General features: G+C 41.2%; 27 protein-coding genes. 10 read left to right on the plus strand and 17 right to left on the minus strand.

The features are described 5' to 3' along the window. Positions 1–10: 10 nt before the first annotated feature. The 17 genes from AXW61_RS12495 to AXW61_RS12575 form a co-directional block, all read right to left on the minus strand. Positions 11–502 carry a phage terminase small subunit P27 family gene (locus tag AXW61_RS12495; RefSeq protein ID WP_062034551.1) on the minus strand — a complete coding sequence of 164 codons (492 nt, stop codon included), beginning with the start codon at positions 500–502 and terminating at the stop codon, positions 11–13. 102 nt (positions 503–604) lie between these two features. Then, positions 605–907, minus strand: coding sequence for a hypothetical protein (locus AXW61_RS12500; RefSeq protein ID WP_062034552.1), 303 nt, complete (start codon positions 905–907; stop codon positions 605–607). After that, a complete protein-coding gene (locus tag AXW61_RS12505) occupies positions 900–1,259 on the minus strand; it encodes an HNH endonuclease (RefSeq protein WP_062034715.1) in 360 nt (119 codons plus the stop codon). Before AXW61_RS12505 ends, AXW61_RS12500 begins: the two co-directional genes overlap by 8 nt. A gap of 5 nt (positions 1,260–1,264) precedes the next feature. Further along, a complete protein-coding gene (locus tag AXW61_RS12510; RefSeq protein ID WP_062034553.1) occupies positions 1,265–1,465 on the minus strand; it encodes a hypothetical protein in 201 nt (66 codons plus the stop codon). Between the two features lie 29 nt (positions 1,466–1,494). Next, a complete protein-coding gene (locus AXW61_RS12515; RefSeq protein ID WP_062034554.1) occupies positions 1,495–1,713 on the minus strand; it encodes a hypothetical protein in 219 nt (72 codons plus the stop codon). Between the two features lie 245 nt (positions 1,714–1,958). Beyond that, the gene (locus AXW61_RS12520; RefSeq protein WP_240487467.1) at positions 1,959–2,354 is read right to left on the minus strand and encodes a hypothetical protein; all 396 of its coding nucleotides are present in this window, start codon (positions 2,352–2,354) and stop codon (positions 1,959–1,961) included. Positions 2,355–2,439: 85 nt separating this feature from the next. Then, positions 2,440–2,829 (minus strand): hypothetical protein, encoded by a 390-nt coding sequence (locus tag AXW61_RS12525; RefSeq protein ID WP_062034556.1) that lies wholly within the window; start codon positions 2,827–2,829, stop codon positions 2,440–2,442. A 358-nt stretch (positions 2,830–3,187) separates the two neighbouring features. Continuing rightward, entirely contained in the window at positions 3,188–4,027 is an 840-nt protein-coding gene (locus AXW61_RS12530; protein WP_062034557.1) for a hypothetical protein, read from the minus strand. A gap of 31 nt (positions 4,028–4,058) precedes the next feature. Further along, positions 4,059–4,457, minus strand: coding sequence for an antiterminator Q family protein (locus tag AXW61_RS12535; RefSeq protein WP_062034558.1), 399 nt, complete (start codon positions 4,455–4,457; stop codon positions 4,059–4,061). 13 nt (positions 4,458–4,470) lie between these two features. Then, entirely contained in the window at positions 4,471–4,905 is a 435-nt protein-coding gene (locus tag AXW61_RS12540; RefSeq protein WP_062034559.1) for a hypothetical protein, read from the minus strand. After that, complete coding sequence (locus AXW61_RS17830) at positions 4,898–5,599, minus strand: FKBP-type peptidyl-prolyl cis-trans isomerase (RefSeq protein ID WP_240487468.1); 702 nt, start codon at positions 5,597–5,599, stop codon at positions 4,898–4,900. Before AXW61_RS17830 ends, AXW61_RS12540 begins: the two co-directional genes overlap by 8 nt. Beyond that, the gene (locus AXW61_RS12550; RefSeq protein ID WP_062034560.1) at positions 5,596–6,084 is read right to left on the minus strand and encodes a hypothetical protein; all 489 of its coding nucleotides are present in this window, start codon (positions 6,082–6,084) and stop codon (positions 5,596–5,598) included. The genes AXW61_RS17830 and AXW61_RS12550 overlap by 4 nt, the downstream gene beginning before the upstream one ends. Beyond that, a complete protein-coding gene (locus AXW61_RS12555) occupies positions 6,081–6,689 on the minus strand; it encodes a hypothetical protein (protein ID WP_062034561.1) in 609 nt (202 codons plus the stop codon). The genes AXW61_RS12550 and AXW61_RS12555 overlap by 4 nt, the downstream gene beginning before the upstream one ends. Continuing rightward, positions 6,686–7,528, minus strand: a complete 843-nt coding sequence (locus AXW61_RS12560) for a replication protein (protein WP_062034562.1) — start codon at positions 7,526–7,528, stop codon at positions 6,686–6,688. The genes AXW61_RS12555 and AXW61_RS12560 overlap by 4 nt, the downstream gene beginning before the upstream one ends. Beyond that, a complete protein-coding gene (locus AXW61_RS12565; protein WP_062034563.1) occupies positions 7,525–8,253 on the minus strand; it encodes a phage antirepressor KilAC domain-containing protein in 729 nt (242 codons plus the stop codon). The genes AXW61_RS12560 and AXW61_RS12565 overlap by 4 nt, the downstream gene beginning before the upstream one ends. Positions 8,254–8,301: 48 nt before the next feature. Beyond that, positions 8,302–8,802, minus strand: a complete 501-nt coding sequence (locus AXW61_RS12570) for a phage regulatory CII family protein (RefSeq protein ID WP_062034564.1) — start codon at positions 8,800–8,802, stop codon at positions 8,302–8,304. 47 nt (positions 8,803–8,849) lie between these two features. Then, the gene (locus AXW61_RS12575; RefSeq protein ID WP_062034717.1) at positions 8,850–9,041 is read right to left on the minus strand and encodes a hypothetical protein; all 192 of its coding nucleotides are present in this window, start codon (positions 9,039–9,041) and stop codon (positions 8,850–8,852) included. Positions 9,042–9,171: 130 nt separating this feature from the next. On the opposite strand from AXW61_RS12575, the gene AXW61_RS12580 reads away from it, so the two are divergent. The 10 genes from AXW61_RS12580 (at position 9,172) to AXW61_RS12625 (ending at position 13,596) form a co-directional block, all read left to right on the plus strand. Beyond that, the gene (locus tag AXW61_RS12580; RefSeq protein ID WP_062034565.1) at positions 9,172–9,864 is read left to right on the plus strand and encodes a S24 family peptidase; all 693 of its coding nucleotides are present in this window, start codon (positions 9,172–9,174) and stop codon (positions 9,862–9,864) included. A gap of 150 nt (positions 9,865–10,014) precedes the next feature. Then, the gene (locus AXW61_RS12585) at positions 10,015–10,347 is read left to right on the plus strand and encodes a hypothetical protein (RefSeq protein ID WP_062034566.1); all 333 of its coding nucleotides are present in this window, start codon (positions 10,015–10,017) and stop codon (positions 10,345–10,347) included. A gap of 51 nt (positions 10,348–10,398) precedes the next feature. After that, positions 10,399–11,199 carry a DUF2303 family protein gene (locus AXW61_RS12590; protein ID WP_062034567.1) on the plus strand — a complete coding sequence of 267 codons (801 nt, stop codon included), beginning with the start codon at positions 10,399–10,401 and terminating at the stop codon, positions 11,197–11,199. Positions 11,200–11,280: 81 nt separating this feature from the next. After that, entirely contained in the window at positions 11,281–11,553 is a 273-nt protein-coding gene (locus AXW61_RS12595; protein WP_062034568.1) for a hypothetical protein, read from the plus strand. 8 nt (positions 11,554–11,561) lie between these two features. Beyond that, positions 11,562–11,822 carry a hypothetical protein gene (locus AXW61_RS12600; protein WP_062034569.1) on the plus strand — a complete coding sequence of 87 codons (261 nt, stop codon included), beginning with the start codon at positions 11,562–11,564 and terminating at the stop codon, positions 11,820–11,822. Next, on the plus strand, positions 11,822–12,067 hold the full coding sequence (locus AXW61_RS12605; protein WP_062034570.1) for a hypothetical protein: 246 nt from the start codon (positions 11,822–11,824) through the stop codon (positions 12,065–12,067). Before AXW61_RS12600 ends, AXW61_RS12605 begins: the two co-directional genes overlap by 1 nt. Position 12,068: 1 nt before the next feature. Next, positions 12,069–12,659: an HNH endonuclease signature motif containing protein gene (locus AXW61_RS12610; RefSeq protein ID WP_062034571.1), complete on the plus strand. Its 591-nt coding sequence runs from the start codon at positions 12,069–12,071 to the stop codon at positions 12,657–12,659. Continuing rightward, positions 12,659–13,111, plus strand: a complete 453-nt coding sequence (locus tag AXW61_RS17315) for a DUF551 domain-containing protein (protein WP_081408305.1) — start codon at positions 12,659–12,661, stop codon at positions 13,109–13,111. Before AXW61_RS12610 ends, AXW61_RS17315 begins: the two co-directional genes overlap by 1 nt. Continuing rightward, a complete protein-coding gene (locus AXW61_RS12620) occupies positions 13,104–13,328 on the plus strand; it encodes a hypothetical protein (protein WP_062034572.1) in 225 nt (74 codons plus the stop codon). Before AXW61_RS17315 ends, AXW61_RS12620 begins: the two co-directional genes overlap by 8 nt. Further along, positions 13,321–13,596: a hypothetical protein gene (locus AXW61_RS12625; RefSeq protein ID WP_062034573.1), complete on the plus strand. Its 276-nt coding sequence runs from the start codon at positions 13,321–13,323 to the stop codon at positions 13,594–13,596. The genes AXW61_RS12620 and AXW61_RS12625 overlap by 8 nt, the downstream gene beginning before the upstream one ends. Position 13,597: the final 1 nt, after the last annotated feature.

Genomic DNA, 13,597 nt, shown 5'->3' on the forward strand with positions numbered 1-13,597 from the left:
TTCGGCCTCGCTACATATTCAGCACCTGCGCAAATTTATTTGTTTTAGGTTTATTACCCCCACCACCTAACCGACCCCGGGAAGATGGGTCCAGACCCAGCATTGCTCCAAAAGAAGCCATCTGTTTTGATGCTTCATTCACTGCAGTTAAGGCTGGATTTTTAATCGTACTGCCTTGCGCTGTTTCTAGGGTAGGTCCATTCTCAACTACTTCTTTTTGGGCTACGCGCAAGTTGTGATAAGCCATGCAGAACATTTCCACGTTGTGCATATCTGTAATTTTAAGAACTTTGTTTTTTAACAGCTCTGGAATAACCGAACGCCACATCATGTCAGCGTGCTCCATTGTCGAGAGATATTCCGGCACATCAATATCAACGACATCTGCGAATTCAGGCACATTGGTATTGAGAGGACGTCTGCCCGGGTTGCCAGCTGCACGTTTTGTTTCCTGCGGTTTTGGCTTTCGGCCACGCCCAGGAACAGAAGAAACTCCACCCATTTGTCAACATCCTGAATTTTTAATTTCGCGCACGTAAAAATGAACGGAGGGGGGCAGTCATTTAGGCAAAAGCCCTGAACTTTTTACCCACCCCCTCCCTATTTAAAAGCTTGTAGGCTGGGCAACGGCGCGAACTAAGTACATTAGACCAGTTTGAAAGTCTGTCTTTGCCATAGCAGCGAAGCGCTCTGGTGTTGCAGCATTAAGGCGACGATCTTCCTCTACATCTAGCACCTGCATATTTGCATCACATCGACAATTATATCGTTGGGTCGCAATGTGCTTTTGAACCTTTTCAATCACGGCTTGAACTTGTGGGCCAATAGCTTTGATTTCATTCATCAAGTTGATTTCTTCTTGAGATAAATCGCGATAGCCTTTGATTTTTTGATGTTGGTTATCCATTTTGTTTTCCTTCGTTTGCTGTCTTCTCTCTATGACATGACACACACAGCGACTGCAGGTTGTCTGGGTCATCTGTACCACCATGAGCCTTAGCCTTGATGTGATCGACATCAGTAGCAGCAACAACACGCCCAGCAACGGCGCACTTCACGCAAAGATAGTTATCACGCTTCAGTATGCTGTCCCGTAACTTACGCCATGCATAGCCATAGCCACGCTCAGTAGTTGATCCTGTTCGGTCTTGTCGCTTGCTCCAGTTGCTGCGCTTATGTGCATGCTCATCACAATAGCCTTGCTGCTTGGGCGACTTGGTTAGGTGCGGACAACGGAACTCACGGCATGGTCTACTCATATCCATTAATCCAAATAAGGCGACTTAGGCTTCTCATCCTCATCACCACCTTCCAACTGAATCAATAGCTCATTGATCTGAGCATTCTGTTCATTGTTGATCTGTATGACTTGGGCCACTTGGCTTATTAGTTGATTGTTCTGTTCGATTAGCTTTAGAAGTAAGTCGTTCGATGCACAACCGCATTCTTTCTTTTGATCGCTCATATTGCTCTTTCATCCATTGACGGCGCTGTTCACATGAGTTGCATGTCATCTGAATCACCCAAGGTCACATTGATTTCGTTAAGTATGTATTGATTGACTTGATCTACAGTGGAGACATTCACAAATACCAACTCAACATCTTTGATTGCCAAACCAGTCTCAACCTCAAACAATCGCTTGCGATTAGCTATGTCCTGGTATAGATCCCGCTTAAAGGCATTGAGTCGTTCTTGATCACTTGTACCCACGGCGCTATCTCCGACTTAAATTGATTTGAATGTTCTTCATGCGAGTACGGATGTTTGCCATTACTTCATCAATAGCCATCATTTGTTTGCTATTCATGAATGCTCGACTTAGGTTCTGGTACTTCACCAGTTCATCATGCAATTCATTTAGATTCTTTTGGGCTTCTTTAACATCCATACGCACCACCAATAAGAAAAGAAAAACCCCATCAGCATTTGAAGTGCTCTGGGGTTTTATAGCTCAATTAAGCAAGATTCTGGCCTTCAACACCACGGGCCTGACGCTCTTTCGTACGTTGCTCAAACAATGCCAATGCATTTTCCATATATGAAATAGCACGCTTATTTTCATCACATGGAAAGTTATCATTCAAAACTTTTGTGCGGTGGATCAAGATAGCAAGTAATGCTTCACTGGTTGCACCGTTCACACCATGCTCTTTCACTGGTCCATTCTGGAAATGAATAGGGGTAATGGTTTCACCGGCAATCACGTCATAAAAGTGACCAGCAGGAAGCTTAGTTGGCTCATCACCTTCTTTTTCAGGATCGACAAATAAGTGGTGGGTTACCGATACGCCATTATGGTCTGTATGGATATCAACACCCCAAACACTATTACCTAAATCTTTTTGAGTCATTTTCATTTACCTTTTGATAAGAAAAGAAAAACCCCTCAACATCTAGAATGCGAGGGGTTTTGTTTGCCGTAATACGCCCGGCGAATTATTTGGGTAACTTCAGATCCACATCAGGAATGATAACGCTTGGTCTGAAATCAACTTTGTACTGGTAGGTACTGACACCTTTACTATTCAGCTGCTCGGAAAAGTAAGTCACATTGTCCGAAATGCCTAGTGAATGCTTTTTAAATTCCGTATCGCTGGTCTTACAGGTCACATCAACCTTTCGCTCACTAACAGCTTCAAAGGCACACTTTCCTTCAATCGTTAAAACATAATCACCAGTAACACCGTTATAAAAAACGATTCGTCGATCTAATTGGAAGTTGTCTGCTGCATGAGATAGGTTGCGTGAAGCAACTTGAGCATCACGCGAACAACCAACGAGTGCTGTTGCGCACATCAAACCGACTGCTAATAATTTCATTTTCATTGCTTTAATTTTCTCCGGGCATTAAAAAAGCCCGATCAAATTAATGAGCAGGCTTATATTTTTGATTTTGTATTATTCAACTTCTTTCAAACAATCCCGACACACCTTGATTTCTTCATCATCAACCGTGTAATCGATCTCAGTCGCACCATGTAGGCCGAATAAGCAGAATATAAATTGGAGCATGTGAATCTCCTGAATTAGGTGGCGGCATTAATTTAAAAACCACTAGAAATTAATGAAACCGCCATAACGTAAAAAGCCCACCATATGGCGAGCTTTAAATTCTATCTTGTCGTATCAATGTAACTACAGCGACAATAACACAAATATAGTAGTTTACTGCGCGCAATGCAAGCTATTCAATCACATCTTCATCTTTAGCTTTTTCAATTAGTCCAAGAATATGATCAACAAATAATAAAAGAGAAATCACTTTCAGTGTATTGATTCGCGTACCATACGCAACAAAGTCTTTGTGTCCATGCATAATTCCATTGCGGTTAAGAACTTTCTTACTATCCGTGAGATCTACATTTGGAGTTCGATCGGCAATGAAAGTCGATGCAGCATTAACAATAACTTCACTATAAAAATCCAGCAATTCAGGATCTATTTCTTCTATAGAATTTTCTAATGCATGTTTTAAAACTTTGGGGAAGCTTTGAGCTCTAATTTTTCTTGGATCGCCATGCTTTAAATTTTTAAAATCCACCTTTGGATCCTTAGAGAAAAACGGAGAATAGTTTTTATCTTCACTTAGTCCATCTAGTTGGCTTATAAATAATGGAATAGCGGCTATATACCTTTCTTCTTTAAATAGGCGAAAAGCTTCTTCTAGAATTATTTTTCTTTCAGGATGGTGTTCGTAGAGTAATTCTTCGATTTCATCTAACTGCCCAACAATACATCTCTCCATGTAAGAATCGAAGTCCTCACCATCTTCAATATGAGTTAAAAAAGTTGCGGCCGAAGGAAACCAACCCTCAAGACTCATATTCTTCATTTGATCTTTTTTTTGTTGCGTGTATAAAGCTAATTTTTGTGTAAATTCTAAGACTTTTATGATTCCATCTTTAATCTCAGGAGTATTAATAAAATCATAAATTTTTTGATGAACATTAATATATAGCTGCCCCAATCCAAACATAACCTGTTGCCAACTTGGTTCTTGATCTTTCGTTTTATTATCTTCCATCAAAATCTCACTAATTTAAAAAGATAATATCTCATACATTTTCACAAATTACTTCAAGCCGACTATCTAACCAAGTTTCAGCTGCCAGTAAATACTTATCAATATTGCGACGATCAACCTTCGTTTTACTAGCCAGTATAGACACTGGAATCCCTTTCAAATAGTGGAACTCAATCCACTGGTATAGATCTGGCCGTGAAAAGCGCAACTGAGTCACCAGGTGATCAATAGCAACCAAAGCATCATCATCCAGCATCACCTGAATACCTGACGACTTCTGTCCCTCTTTCAAACGCATCAAACCATATGTAGGTGAGGTATAAGTCAATTCGCTTGGATTATATGAAGCATGGCGCGCCCACTTACCCCACTGCGCCAATTCATTCTGCATCATTCGAACCGTTGGTTTTACTTCTACAATTGCGCTCATTTATAGTCTTCCCTTAAACCTTCCAAAATCTTTTAAAAACCAACATTGCTGCATCACGCGCATGCTCATTCGTACGTTCAACCCACCCGGTGCGTTTTTTAAATACATCGGCCTTCGTTTTGGTTGCATTTGCTGCTGGATGAATCATTAGGTAATTCAACCCTTGCTCCTTACACCAATCTTCCCAAATCTGTGCATCACGCTTTACCGATCCAACACCTTGGGCTTTCTCACGGCCACCAGTGAACCAGGTGCGCTGCCGAGCATCTTCAATAAATAAACAGACGTTTTCTTTTCCATAGTGCACAACAAACTCAAGCGTTCGATTCATGGCCTGAGTAATCGTTAAGGATCTAACTTCAAATAGTTCACCGCCATTTCCATTGTCTTCTGCCACGGCGTAGCCTGTGTTCACACCTGTATCGATGCCAATGAGATATTTAGTCATTCAATACAAACTCCCCATCACCTTTGCAAAAACACACATAGCCAACTTGAACAGTTAAATTGCGGTACCCGATCCCCTTGTCAAAATCAAAGAGCTTATCGCCGTGTATAAATCTCAAGTTTTTAAAGAATGGTTGTGCTGTAAAAAATGCTTCAAATTCTTCAGTGCGATCTACCAGTGGAATAATCTCCACATCACCAGTAAAGCAACTAAATGGCGTTCCATCATCTAAGCGCCCAAATACACGGCCATCTTCAACACGATCTAATACACCGTATCCAGTAAAGCGTTTGCCTGAATAAATCGTTGCTGATTCACCAACAAAATCCACTTTTACTCGATCGCCTTTTTTAGGTTCTGTTTTGTTGTGCCAAACGCGCTTACCATCAACGGTACCGAAACCACAAATTAGACAAGCAACGTCGTAACCGTGTTGGCAATGCATATTGTTATGCTCTGAAACTCTCGTATTCGGGCTAATGTGATTTTGGATATCGGTTACATGGTCGGTTCGGTCGTGGTCAGCGATGGCTGCGTGAAGGTCATCGTAGGTAAACCCGTCACTTGATCTATGCCACATTCCATTGATAATCGCGAACTTCATGTCATCGGAGCAACCAAGATTTTTAAGCATGGTCTGTAGATTGCGTGCCTGCTCCAACCCATGGTCCTGAATAAACTGCTTTGCATTCATGCCGCCTGCTCCCGTTGTTCAATCGCTTTCATTGCTAACTTAATTTGCTCATAACGCTCTTTTGAGCATGGTCTATTTTGCTGGGTTATTTGCGATATAAATGAATGAGCTACTTTCAACTCTCGACATAAATCGCCACCACGGCCCTTGCGTTCTTTACACCACCGATCCAAAGCTTTAATCTCTGCAAGCGTTGCCTGATCCTCCTTTTGTCGAGCACGCTTCTTATGAGTTTCTGATACAGCGCCTGCCATAATTTCATGCATGGTCTTTTGGGGTTTTGGTTGTCCGTTGTTCCACCCCTTATGAAGTTCACCAGAGAAACCTTGAGGCAATTCATTCACTTCACCGCCACACGTTAAAAACAACTCCAAATCACTCTCAAGCTGTTCACGCAGGGTCTTCTTTTTCTCTAGTTCCGAAAATGTGGTGTTTTTACCCGCTTGAGCTGCTGTAATTCGAGCTTGAAATTCTTCTTTGTTCACGCTTCACCCCCAACACGATTAAACATTTTCCCTATTCTTGCAGCCAACTCAGGCGGGCAAGGAACACCTGTACGGTTTCGCTCATGGTTATCAAGCTGCTTTGGAGCCTTAGGCTTCACCCACATTTCTTGCGGCTTGCCACTAGCCTTAGCACGGCGTAGGTAATCCATATAAATATCTTTGAAAGCGAAGTGAGCCGATTTCTGCCCCTCTGCGGTCAACACATGGCGAACTTCATCAAGTACACGCTTGGTCAGCGTTGTGATCTTTGTCTGTGGATCCGATTCAAACTGCATAGCCTTTGCCCACGCCATATCAGCAGTCCACCAATCACCGCCTTGTTCACACCAGCTGCGGAATGTCGGTAAATTCTTCGGGCACCACTCTTCAGAGTTCATGCGCGCTAAGCCACGTGCGATATCTGCTGGGGTTAGGCCATTTAGGACTGTGCAGGCCAATTGGCGAAGTTCTTCATCCGCATAAACTTCAAAGTTTTTCGTGAATGCTGATCCGTAAAGATCACTCATGCGCTGAAGAACCATGTCCGCTACTTCAACTGGGAAATCAATCGCAAATGCTTGCTCAAATAATTGGATATTGCTCATGCGCACTCTCCTTGAACATCACGCATTGGCGCTGGTTGATTTGCTTGGTTGCCAAAACGACGGCGCTCCAAAGGTTGTTGAACTGGTGCGGGTGTATTCTTCGGTGGGTATACGCTTTGGTAGCTACCGATGATCGAAGACTCCAAGGATTGATTTGCCCCTACACCAAAACCTATTAATTTGTTGATCAGCAACTTCACGGCGTTTTCAGTCAGTGGTTTTTTGATGCTGTTGCGCATGTCAACAAACTGAACCCACAAATCACGATTTACATTCGCTGGTAACTCAACCGATTTTGGATCGAATTGATTTTGCTTTTCCGCTTTTGGTTTTTCAGTCTTAGGTTGTTCAGGAACACTCTTACTTTTTTTATTTATTTTTTTATTTTGTAGAGTGTCTTTTGATAGTGTCTTTTGTGTGTAAAGAATTTTTACTAGTGGTGGTAAAGATTCTTTACTAGCGTAGTTAAATTTCTTTACTAGTAAAGATTTTTTACTAGTGCCCTCAGGTAGTAAAGAATTTTTACTAGGGAAAGACATTTTCCAACCAACAACACATTCGTCATTCAACTTAAAAGTATTGCCATGGATGGTTGATCCGCACTCAATTACCAAACCTACTTGAATGAGTTCAGCAATTGCTTTTGTGACTGTAGGACGGCTCTTGCCTGTCATCTTTTGGAACTGGCTTAGAGAAATCGAATCATGCTCTTTGTACCAGCCACGTGTCTTACGACAGATGATCAAATACAGCTTTGCTGCAACATCCCCAATTTGACAAAGAACGTCGTCTACAAAGGCGTTAGGCACCTGAAAACTGTTAGGAGTGAATTGACTCATTTGTTTAATAACCCCGCAGCAGCAACGAGTGCCGTTAATCTTGTTAATCCAAAGGCTGTAATGCGTGCTTGGGTGTAAACCTTGTCACCCTCTACACATGCAATCACCTGTGAAACCTTGTTTACCATTACCTTTTGCTCTACTCGTTGCGCGTATGCACATAACCGTCGGTGACGGCTGTTTTCTCTAAATACCCAGCGCTTCTTCAACATGAAGTCAATGAGCTTTGATTCTTGAATGCCGATGGTCTTTGCTGAATCACGGATTGAATATGTGTTTACCGTGTCTGCAATCACATCCATCACCTGTGCCTTAGGCTCTAACACGGCGACATGGTCCTTAAGCGCTTGGTTTTCTTGTTCAGCTGCTAAGGCCAATTGGATTAGATCCATTCGACTGAGTTCGACAGGCTTTGCGGTTTGGCTTTCCAACTCATACCAACGCTTTACCAGGAGCGCCGTGAATTGAGGGCAAAGCTGTGCAACCACGGTAATGCTGTCTAATTTCCCTTGCTCACCGCTAAAAACGTATGTATCAGAGAAGCGATTTGGGCTAAGTGACTGTTTGTTTTCAACTTTCGCCATTGGCGGTAGTTGAATTACATTCTTATTGGCTAAACGCTCAATAGAAAGCTTCACATTGCGCGGTTCTGTATGAACAATCTGAGCAATTTCAATGTGATTGATTGAACCGGCAATCGTATGTGGTATAATTGGCATATTCATAAAGATTTACCCTCTGAATTGAATACTGAAAAAGCCTGATCTCAACTCTCAGGCTTTTTCTCTTTTTAAAGCTGACAAATATTTTCCAGCCTCTTTTTCTAAAGCCACACGTAAACCGCGCAGGTTTGCTTCCATCTCTTCCAAGATTTGAACTGTGTCTGCCAATTCCGACGGCGTTACAACACCATCCGCCATAACATCTGCAATATGCTGATTCACATGACCGTTATTGATATTGATTTGAAGAAGACGCTCTAAAACACTCACCTGATGTTCTTTTTCTTCAGCTTGGTTTGCTGGTACACACATCAATCCCAATTTATGAGCCCATGCTTTCACCAATGCTGGATTGCGAGTAAATGTCATCATTGATTCGATGGCTTTCACTGTTGGTAAATGCTGATCCATATTCGTGTTTGCATAATTCAGAACAGTTTTATGAGAAACCCCGAGCACCTGAGCAATGTCTTTAGGCTCTATGCCTGCTGTGTTATGAATCATTGTGTGTAAAGCATTCTTTGCTTCACGGCTTAGCGTTAGTTCGCTCATATGTGAATCCCTTTGATATTTCACGTTTCTTTTAAAAACCAATTAACTCAAACTTGCTTTGAAGCTTTTGAAGTTTTGATTTTTAAAAAAAGATTTGGGTGTTTAAGTTTTTCACTCGCAGGAATGCCACGGGTTTTCCAGTTTTGAACCCGTTGAACTTGATAGCTCAATAGGTTTGCCAGTGCAGTAGCGCCACCATGCGATTCAATAATTTTTTTATCAGACTCAATTTGATTCATTTTGCACCAATAAAACATTTTGTTTCATGAAGAATAAAACACTATGTTTCTAAATGTCAATCATAGTGTTTTACACAAAATGTGTACTTTCTGAGAAAATGAAGACCAATTTACAAGGGTTGTTGAAATAATGAGCACCAAAGAAATTCACCCAACAATGCAGCGTATATATGATGCAACTAGCTTGAATGGGTCTGATTTGGCTGCATCAATTAATGAATCTCCCCAAACAATTTACAACTGGGATAAGCGTGGAGTTTCCAAAAAGGGAGCTTTCGCAATTTCTCAAAAGCATAAAATTGATATTGGTTGGATTCTTACTGGTGATGGTGAGCCAAGGATTGAATCAATTACCAAAAACACCTCATGTGCACCAGCAATGTCTGGCGGATGGGTTCCAGTAAAGTCATACAGCAAGATGGGTTATGACGGCTTTTACACTGAAATGGGCTTTTTAGGAAATGGTGGAGACGGTTACGTTCCTTCATTAACCGCAGGCCCAAATGCTTATGCTGTAAAAGGCACAGGTGATTCAATGTATCCAGCTATTAGAAGCGGTTGGTACATCGTTTGCGATCCTGACGCAACGCCTACCCCAACAGAGTTTGTTGAAGTACGACTAAACGATGGTAGAAGAACCATCAAAGAATTGATTGGTGTCGTTGGTGGTCTACTTCACTTGCTTTCAGTAAATGGCGAAAAGCGTATGACATTTGAACTGTCAGAAGTAGATGCAATTATCGCTGTAACAGATATTGTTCCGCCGAGTAGACATGTTCAGGAATACCCAACAATGCAGATAAAAAATATAACTTACGAGTAATCATCTATAAAACATAAACCGCCATATTGGCGGTTTTTTTTCGTCTTAAAATCATTTTGTTTTATTTTTCGCTTGACTGACTAAAACAATTTGTTTTATTGTTCTTAAAACAAAATGATTGTTTTACTCACTCGACAAAGGTAATTCGCAATGACAAAACAAACTGATGCACCTCAATTCGTTGCCGACCTCTCAGGCGGTAATTTCTCGCAGCAACTTGGTATCGCTATTTCAGAAGTAGCTCAAGGCGTTGTAGCAAATGGCAAAAAAGGCCAAGTCAAAGTAACTATCGATATTGCACGTATTGGTGAATCGAACCAGGTGAATATCTCGCACACCCTTGCCTATGTAGAACCTACTGCCAAAGGCAAACGTTCAGAAGACACAACCTCTGAAACACCTATGTATTTAAACAACGATGGCAGCGTGACTATCTTCGCCAATCACACAAAACAATTGTTTAACGAATTCGAAAAAGCTTAACCAACAACACAAAACCTTTAATTTTTTTAACCCTCAATAGGAATGTTCCAAATGGAAAATACAGAAGCAAATGCAATCGCGGTACTTGCAAACCCAGTTAAAGATGTAGCTCGTGGTGATTTAGTTGCGGTACATGAAGATTATAAAATTCAAGATTTAGAAATTTTCCAAGGTGGTCGTGAGCGTGCACGTGGTGTTTTAAAAACCCCAACAATGGCAGACTTCAAATCATTTGTTATTGACGGTCAGTTCGGCGATGCACCTGTCTTTGTTGATCATAAAAATGTTACAGCCACATGCATTTTGAATTATTCAGATGGTGTATATGAACAAGGCCATTGCGACCACAAAGCCATCTTACAACTAGAACCAACTGTTGTTTGGTCAAAGTTGAATGCACTTAAAGACCGCAAACTTTCTCAGCGTGATTTTGCTGTCTTCTTGGAAGACTGGGTAAGTGTATTAGAAATTACTGATGCTTTAGGCAATGTGATTGGTGGCGCACAAGCATTGGCAGCTGTTCGCAATATGAAAATTGATGCGACGGTTAGTGTTGATAACTCAGTTGGCAATATGTCTGAAAGTCGCTCTCGCTTTGACCAAGTTGAAGCGCGTTCTAAAGAAGAATTTACGCCAGCATATTTCAAGATCCGTGACTCTGCTTATTTTGGTTTAGATGAGCGCCTTATTGTTCTGCGTCTAGTCATCAACACAAATGACGATAAGCCAGTCTTCTCAATTCAGATCGTGAAAGAAGAATTGTTGCTAGACGAAATCATTCAAGACTTTAAAGCCAAAGTAATTGAATTACTGCCTGACAACCCTGTTCGTATTGGAACATTCACAGCTTAATTTTAGACATTAAAAAGCCCTGATAACTTTGCACGGCGATCAGGGCTCTTTGTAAACACTTGCACGCTTACGGGGCTAATTATGAAACAAACAGTATCGCATAGCAAATTACCTGAGTTTGGCGCAACCAAAAGCCAAACTTCTGCAATCCTCTACCAAGAACCGACCTTGGAGGAAACAAAGCCACAACATAAGCCAGTCATTGAGTTGGTAAAGAACTTTGCAGCAAGCACCCTACTAATGATCAGTATTTTCAGTATTTGTTTAGTTATTTTGAAAGGCTGTGCCGATGATGTTGAACATCAGAAAGCCATGGCTGTTAAGCATCAAATGCAGTTTGGCTCGGGTAAATAGGCCTCACCATGAAAAAAGTCCCTAAAAGACATATTGACCAATTCACGATGTTTTTATCTGTTGTTGGTTTTACCGCAAAGACAAATGCTGATGGTTCTATCACTTGTATAAATCCCAAAATGCCGAAAGAGCGCAGACAAATCGTGCTTTGGCAGAACGGAAAAATGAATAAAGCATGCCAGTTGCTTTGGTGGGATTTTCTAAATCACTGGTTGGTTATTGGCAAGCAATTTATTGAAGCATTGAATAAAAAGATTGAGGTGGCGTGATGAGTACATTGAAAGATTTAAACAAGCATCTTTTTGATCAGTTGGATCGTCTGGCTAAGGCTGATAAAGATGAGCTTGAAACTGAGGTTAAACGCGCTCAAACCATGTCGCAAGTGAGTGAGCAGATTGTGGATGCACACAAAACTCAACTGGAAGCGGTAAAACTGGTGGCTCAATACAAAGGGCTTAACACGAATCAAGAAGCGCCACAGATTTCTGTTGGTGATATGAATGTGAGTGTTTGATATGGCGAAAGGTATTGCGATTAAGTACACCGAAGAAATGCTGATGTTTTTACATCAGCATGAGGAAACGCCACGTACTGAACTAACTTGTAAATTTAATGAAAAGTTTGGCTACAAGCTTTCAGTAGATAGCATCAAGGCCAAATGTCTGCGCATGGGATTAAAAACAGGTCGAACAGGATGCTTTTCACTTGGTCAAAAATCTTGGAATAAAGGTTTAAAGGGTTATATGGGTGCGAACTCAACATCCTTTAAAAAAGGAAATACACCTTTTAATCGCAGGCCTGTCGGTTATGAACGAATCACCGTTGATGGCTATGTTGAAGTAAAGGTTGCTGAACCAAATGTTTTTGAATCAAAGCACCGCTGGATTTGGGAGCAGCACCACGGGAAGATACCAGATAACCATGTTCTTGTTTTTAAAAATATGAACAAGCAAGACTGTCGACTTGAAAACCTGATGTTGATTAGTCGTGCTGAGCTTGTTCGCTTAAATCAATCTTATCGAAAGCTTGCCACACGAGAAACAAATGAAACCTGTGTCTTGATGGCGAAGATCAAAGATAAAACGCATAAATTGAAGGTGGCGTGATGGATATTTCAGAAAAACAAGCTGTATGGCGTGAACAAAAACCTTTATTTGAAGCTGAGTTCATTCACTCTCACCTTCTACCGTTTTTCAACTTTAATGAAAATACGGGTGATTATGAAATCAAAAGTGAGTGTTTAAACAACACTGATGATGAGGATCGAAAAGTTGCTTACGAAGCTTTAAATACTGGGTGGGTTATGTGGTTACGTGCAAAACGTGATGTCAAAGCCCAAGCGGTGCCGGAATGGATTTCTGTTGGGGATAGCTTGCCACCAGTAGATGAAACTGTTTTGGTTTGCTGGGATTACGCTGCTGATATAGAGCCAGAAAAAGAATATTTAACACTTGATGAAGATTACAACGAATATTGGCCTAACTGCCAAGACGAACCGCCTACTCATTGGCTGCCACTTCCGAAAGTGATCAAAGCACAGGAAATAGCCAATGACTGATTTCAACCAGATAAAAATCAAACTAAAACTGTCAATCGGTTTTCCTGTAGCTAATCACGAGGAAGAAACTTTTCTAAGTGAGCATATCTCTGAGGAAGAGTGGAATAAATTGGGGTTCTTTGAAAAAGATGAATTTATTCAAAATGAAATTCTTCGTGAATGGGCATACGACTATATAGAAATGTCTGCACATATTGAGGGCGAAGGCAATGACTAATAAACCTATGCTGGTGATCAACCACATCGAACCCATTGGCTTGATTGCTGAAAGCGGATCAGAGTTAGCGAAAGCGTTTAGCAATACTTATTTCAACCAAGCAGCAAATGAAATTGCCGATCAAAGTGAAATTGAAGCATTGCACTTTATGGGAAGCGTGGCTGGTCACGCCTTATGTCAGATGTTTAGCCAGAATGTGAATATCAAAGAGCTTGATTCTGTTTTGGCTCAGATTCGTAGCTATGTAATCCAGGCACAAGGATCTTGAT

Source organism: Acinetobacter sp. BMW17 (assembly GCF_001592855.1).
Classification (GTDB): domain Bacteria; phylum Pseudomonadota; class Gammaproteobacteria; order Pseudomonadales; family Moraxellaceae; genus Acinetobacter; species Acinetobacter johnsonii.

Excerpts from the sequence above, each read along its gene's own strand:
- AXW61_RS12555 (WP_062034561.1), bottom strand. The coding sequence starts at position 6,689 with ATGAGCAATATCCAATTATTTGAGCAAGCATTTGCGATTGATTTCCCA.
- AXW61_RS12580 (WP_062034565.1), top strand. The coding sequence starts at position 9,172 with ATGAGCACCAAAGAAATTCACCCAACAATGCAGCGTATATATGATGCA.
- AXW61_RS12540 (WP_062034559.1), bottom strand. The coding sequence starts at position 4,905 with ATGACTAAATATCTCATTGGCATCGATACAGGTGTGAACACAGGCTAC.
- AXW61_RS12600 (WP_062034569.1), top strand. The coding sequence starts at position 11,562 with ATGAAAAAAGTCCCTAAAAGACATATTGACCAATTCACGATGTTTTTA.
- AXW61_RS12530 (WP_062034557.1), bottom strand. The coding sequence starts at position 4,027 with ATGGAAGATAATAAAACGAAAGATCAAGAACCAAGTTGGCAACAGGTT.
- AXW61_RS12560 (WP_062034562.1), bottom strand. The coding sequence starts at position 7,528 with ATGAGTCAATTCACTCCTAACAGTTTTCAGGTGCCTAACGCCTTTGTA.
- AXW61_RS12510 (WP_062034553.1), bottom strand. The coding sequence starts at position 1,465 with ATGAGCGATCAAAAGAAAGAATGCGGTTGTGCATCGAACGACTTACTT.
- AXW61_RS12495 (WP_062034551.1), bottom strand. The coding sequence starts at position 502 with ATGGGTGGAGTTTCTTCTGTTCCTGGGCGTGGCCGAAAGCCAAAACCG.
- AXW61_RS12525 (WP_062034556.1), bottom strand. The coding sequence starts at position 2,829 with ATGAAAATGAAATTATTAGCAGTCGGTTTGATGTGCGCAACAGCACTC.
- AXW61_RS12590 (WP_062034567.1), top strand. The coding sequence starts at position 10,399 with ATGGAAAATACAGAAGCAAATGCAATCGCGGTACTTGCAAACCCAGTT.
- AXW61_RS12585 (WP_062034566.1), top strand. The coding sequence starts at position 10,015 with ATGACAAAACAAACTGATGCACCTCAATTCGTTGCCGACCTCTCAGGC.
- AXW61_RS12595 (WP_062034568.1), top strand. The coding sequence starts at position 11,281 with ATGAAACAAACAGTATCGCATAGCAAATTACCTGAGTTTGGCGCAACC.
- AXW61_RS12535 (WP_062034558.1), bottom strand. The coding sequence starts at position 4,457 with ATGAGCGCAATTGTAGAAGTAAAACCAACGGTTCGAATGATGCAGAAT.
- AXW61_RS17830 (WP_240487468.1), bottom strand. The coding sequence starts at position 5,599 with ATGAATGCAAAGCAGTTTATTCAGGACCATGGGTTGGAGCAGGCACGC.
- AXW61_RS12565 (WP_062034563.1), bottom strand. The coding sequence starts at position 8,253 with ATGAATATGCCAATTATACCACATACGATTGCCGGTTCAATCAATCAC.
- AXW61_RS12620 (WP_062034572.1), top strand. The coding sequence starts at position 13,104 with ATGACTGATTTCAACCAGATAAAAATCAAACTAAAACTGTCAATCGGT.
- AXW61_RS12505 (WP_062034715.1), bottom strand. The coding sequence starts at position 1,259 with ATGAGTAGACCATGCCGTGAGTTCCGTTGTCCGCACCTAACCAAGTCG.
- AXW61_RS12605 (WP_062034570.1), top strand. The coding sequence starts at position 11,822 with ATGAGTACATTGAAAGATTTAAACAAGCATCTTTTTGATCAGTTGGAT.
- AXW61_RS12520 (WP_240487467.1), bottom strand. The coding sequence starts at position 2,354 with ATGACTCAAAAAGATTTAGGTAATAGTGTTTGGGGTGTTGATATCCAT.
- AXW61_RS12500 (WP_062034552.1), bottom strand. The coding sequence starts at position 907 with ATGGATAACCAACATCAAAAAATCAAAGGCTATCGCGATTTATCTCAA.
- AXW61_RS12610 (WP_062034571.1), top strand. The coding sequence starts at position 12,069 with ATGGCGAAAGGTATTGCGATTAAGTACACCGAAGAAATGCTGATGTTT.
- AXW61_RS17315 (WP_081408305.1), top strand. The coding sequence starts at position 12,659 with ATGGATATTTCAGAAAAACAAGCTGTATGGCGTGAACAAAAACCTTTA.
- AXW61_RS12570 (WP_062034564.1), bottom strand. The coding sequence starts at position 8,802 with ATGAGCGAACTAACGCTAAGCCGTGAAGCAAAGAATGCTTTACACACA.
- AXW61_RS12625 (WP_062034573.1), top strand. The coding sequence starts at position 13,321 with ATGACTAATAAACCTATGCTGGTGATCAACCACATCGAACCCATTGGC.
- AXW61_RS12575 (WP_062034717.1), bottom strand. The coding sequence starts at position 9,041 with ATGAATCAAATTGAGTCTGATAAAAAAATTATTGAATCGCATGGTGGC.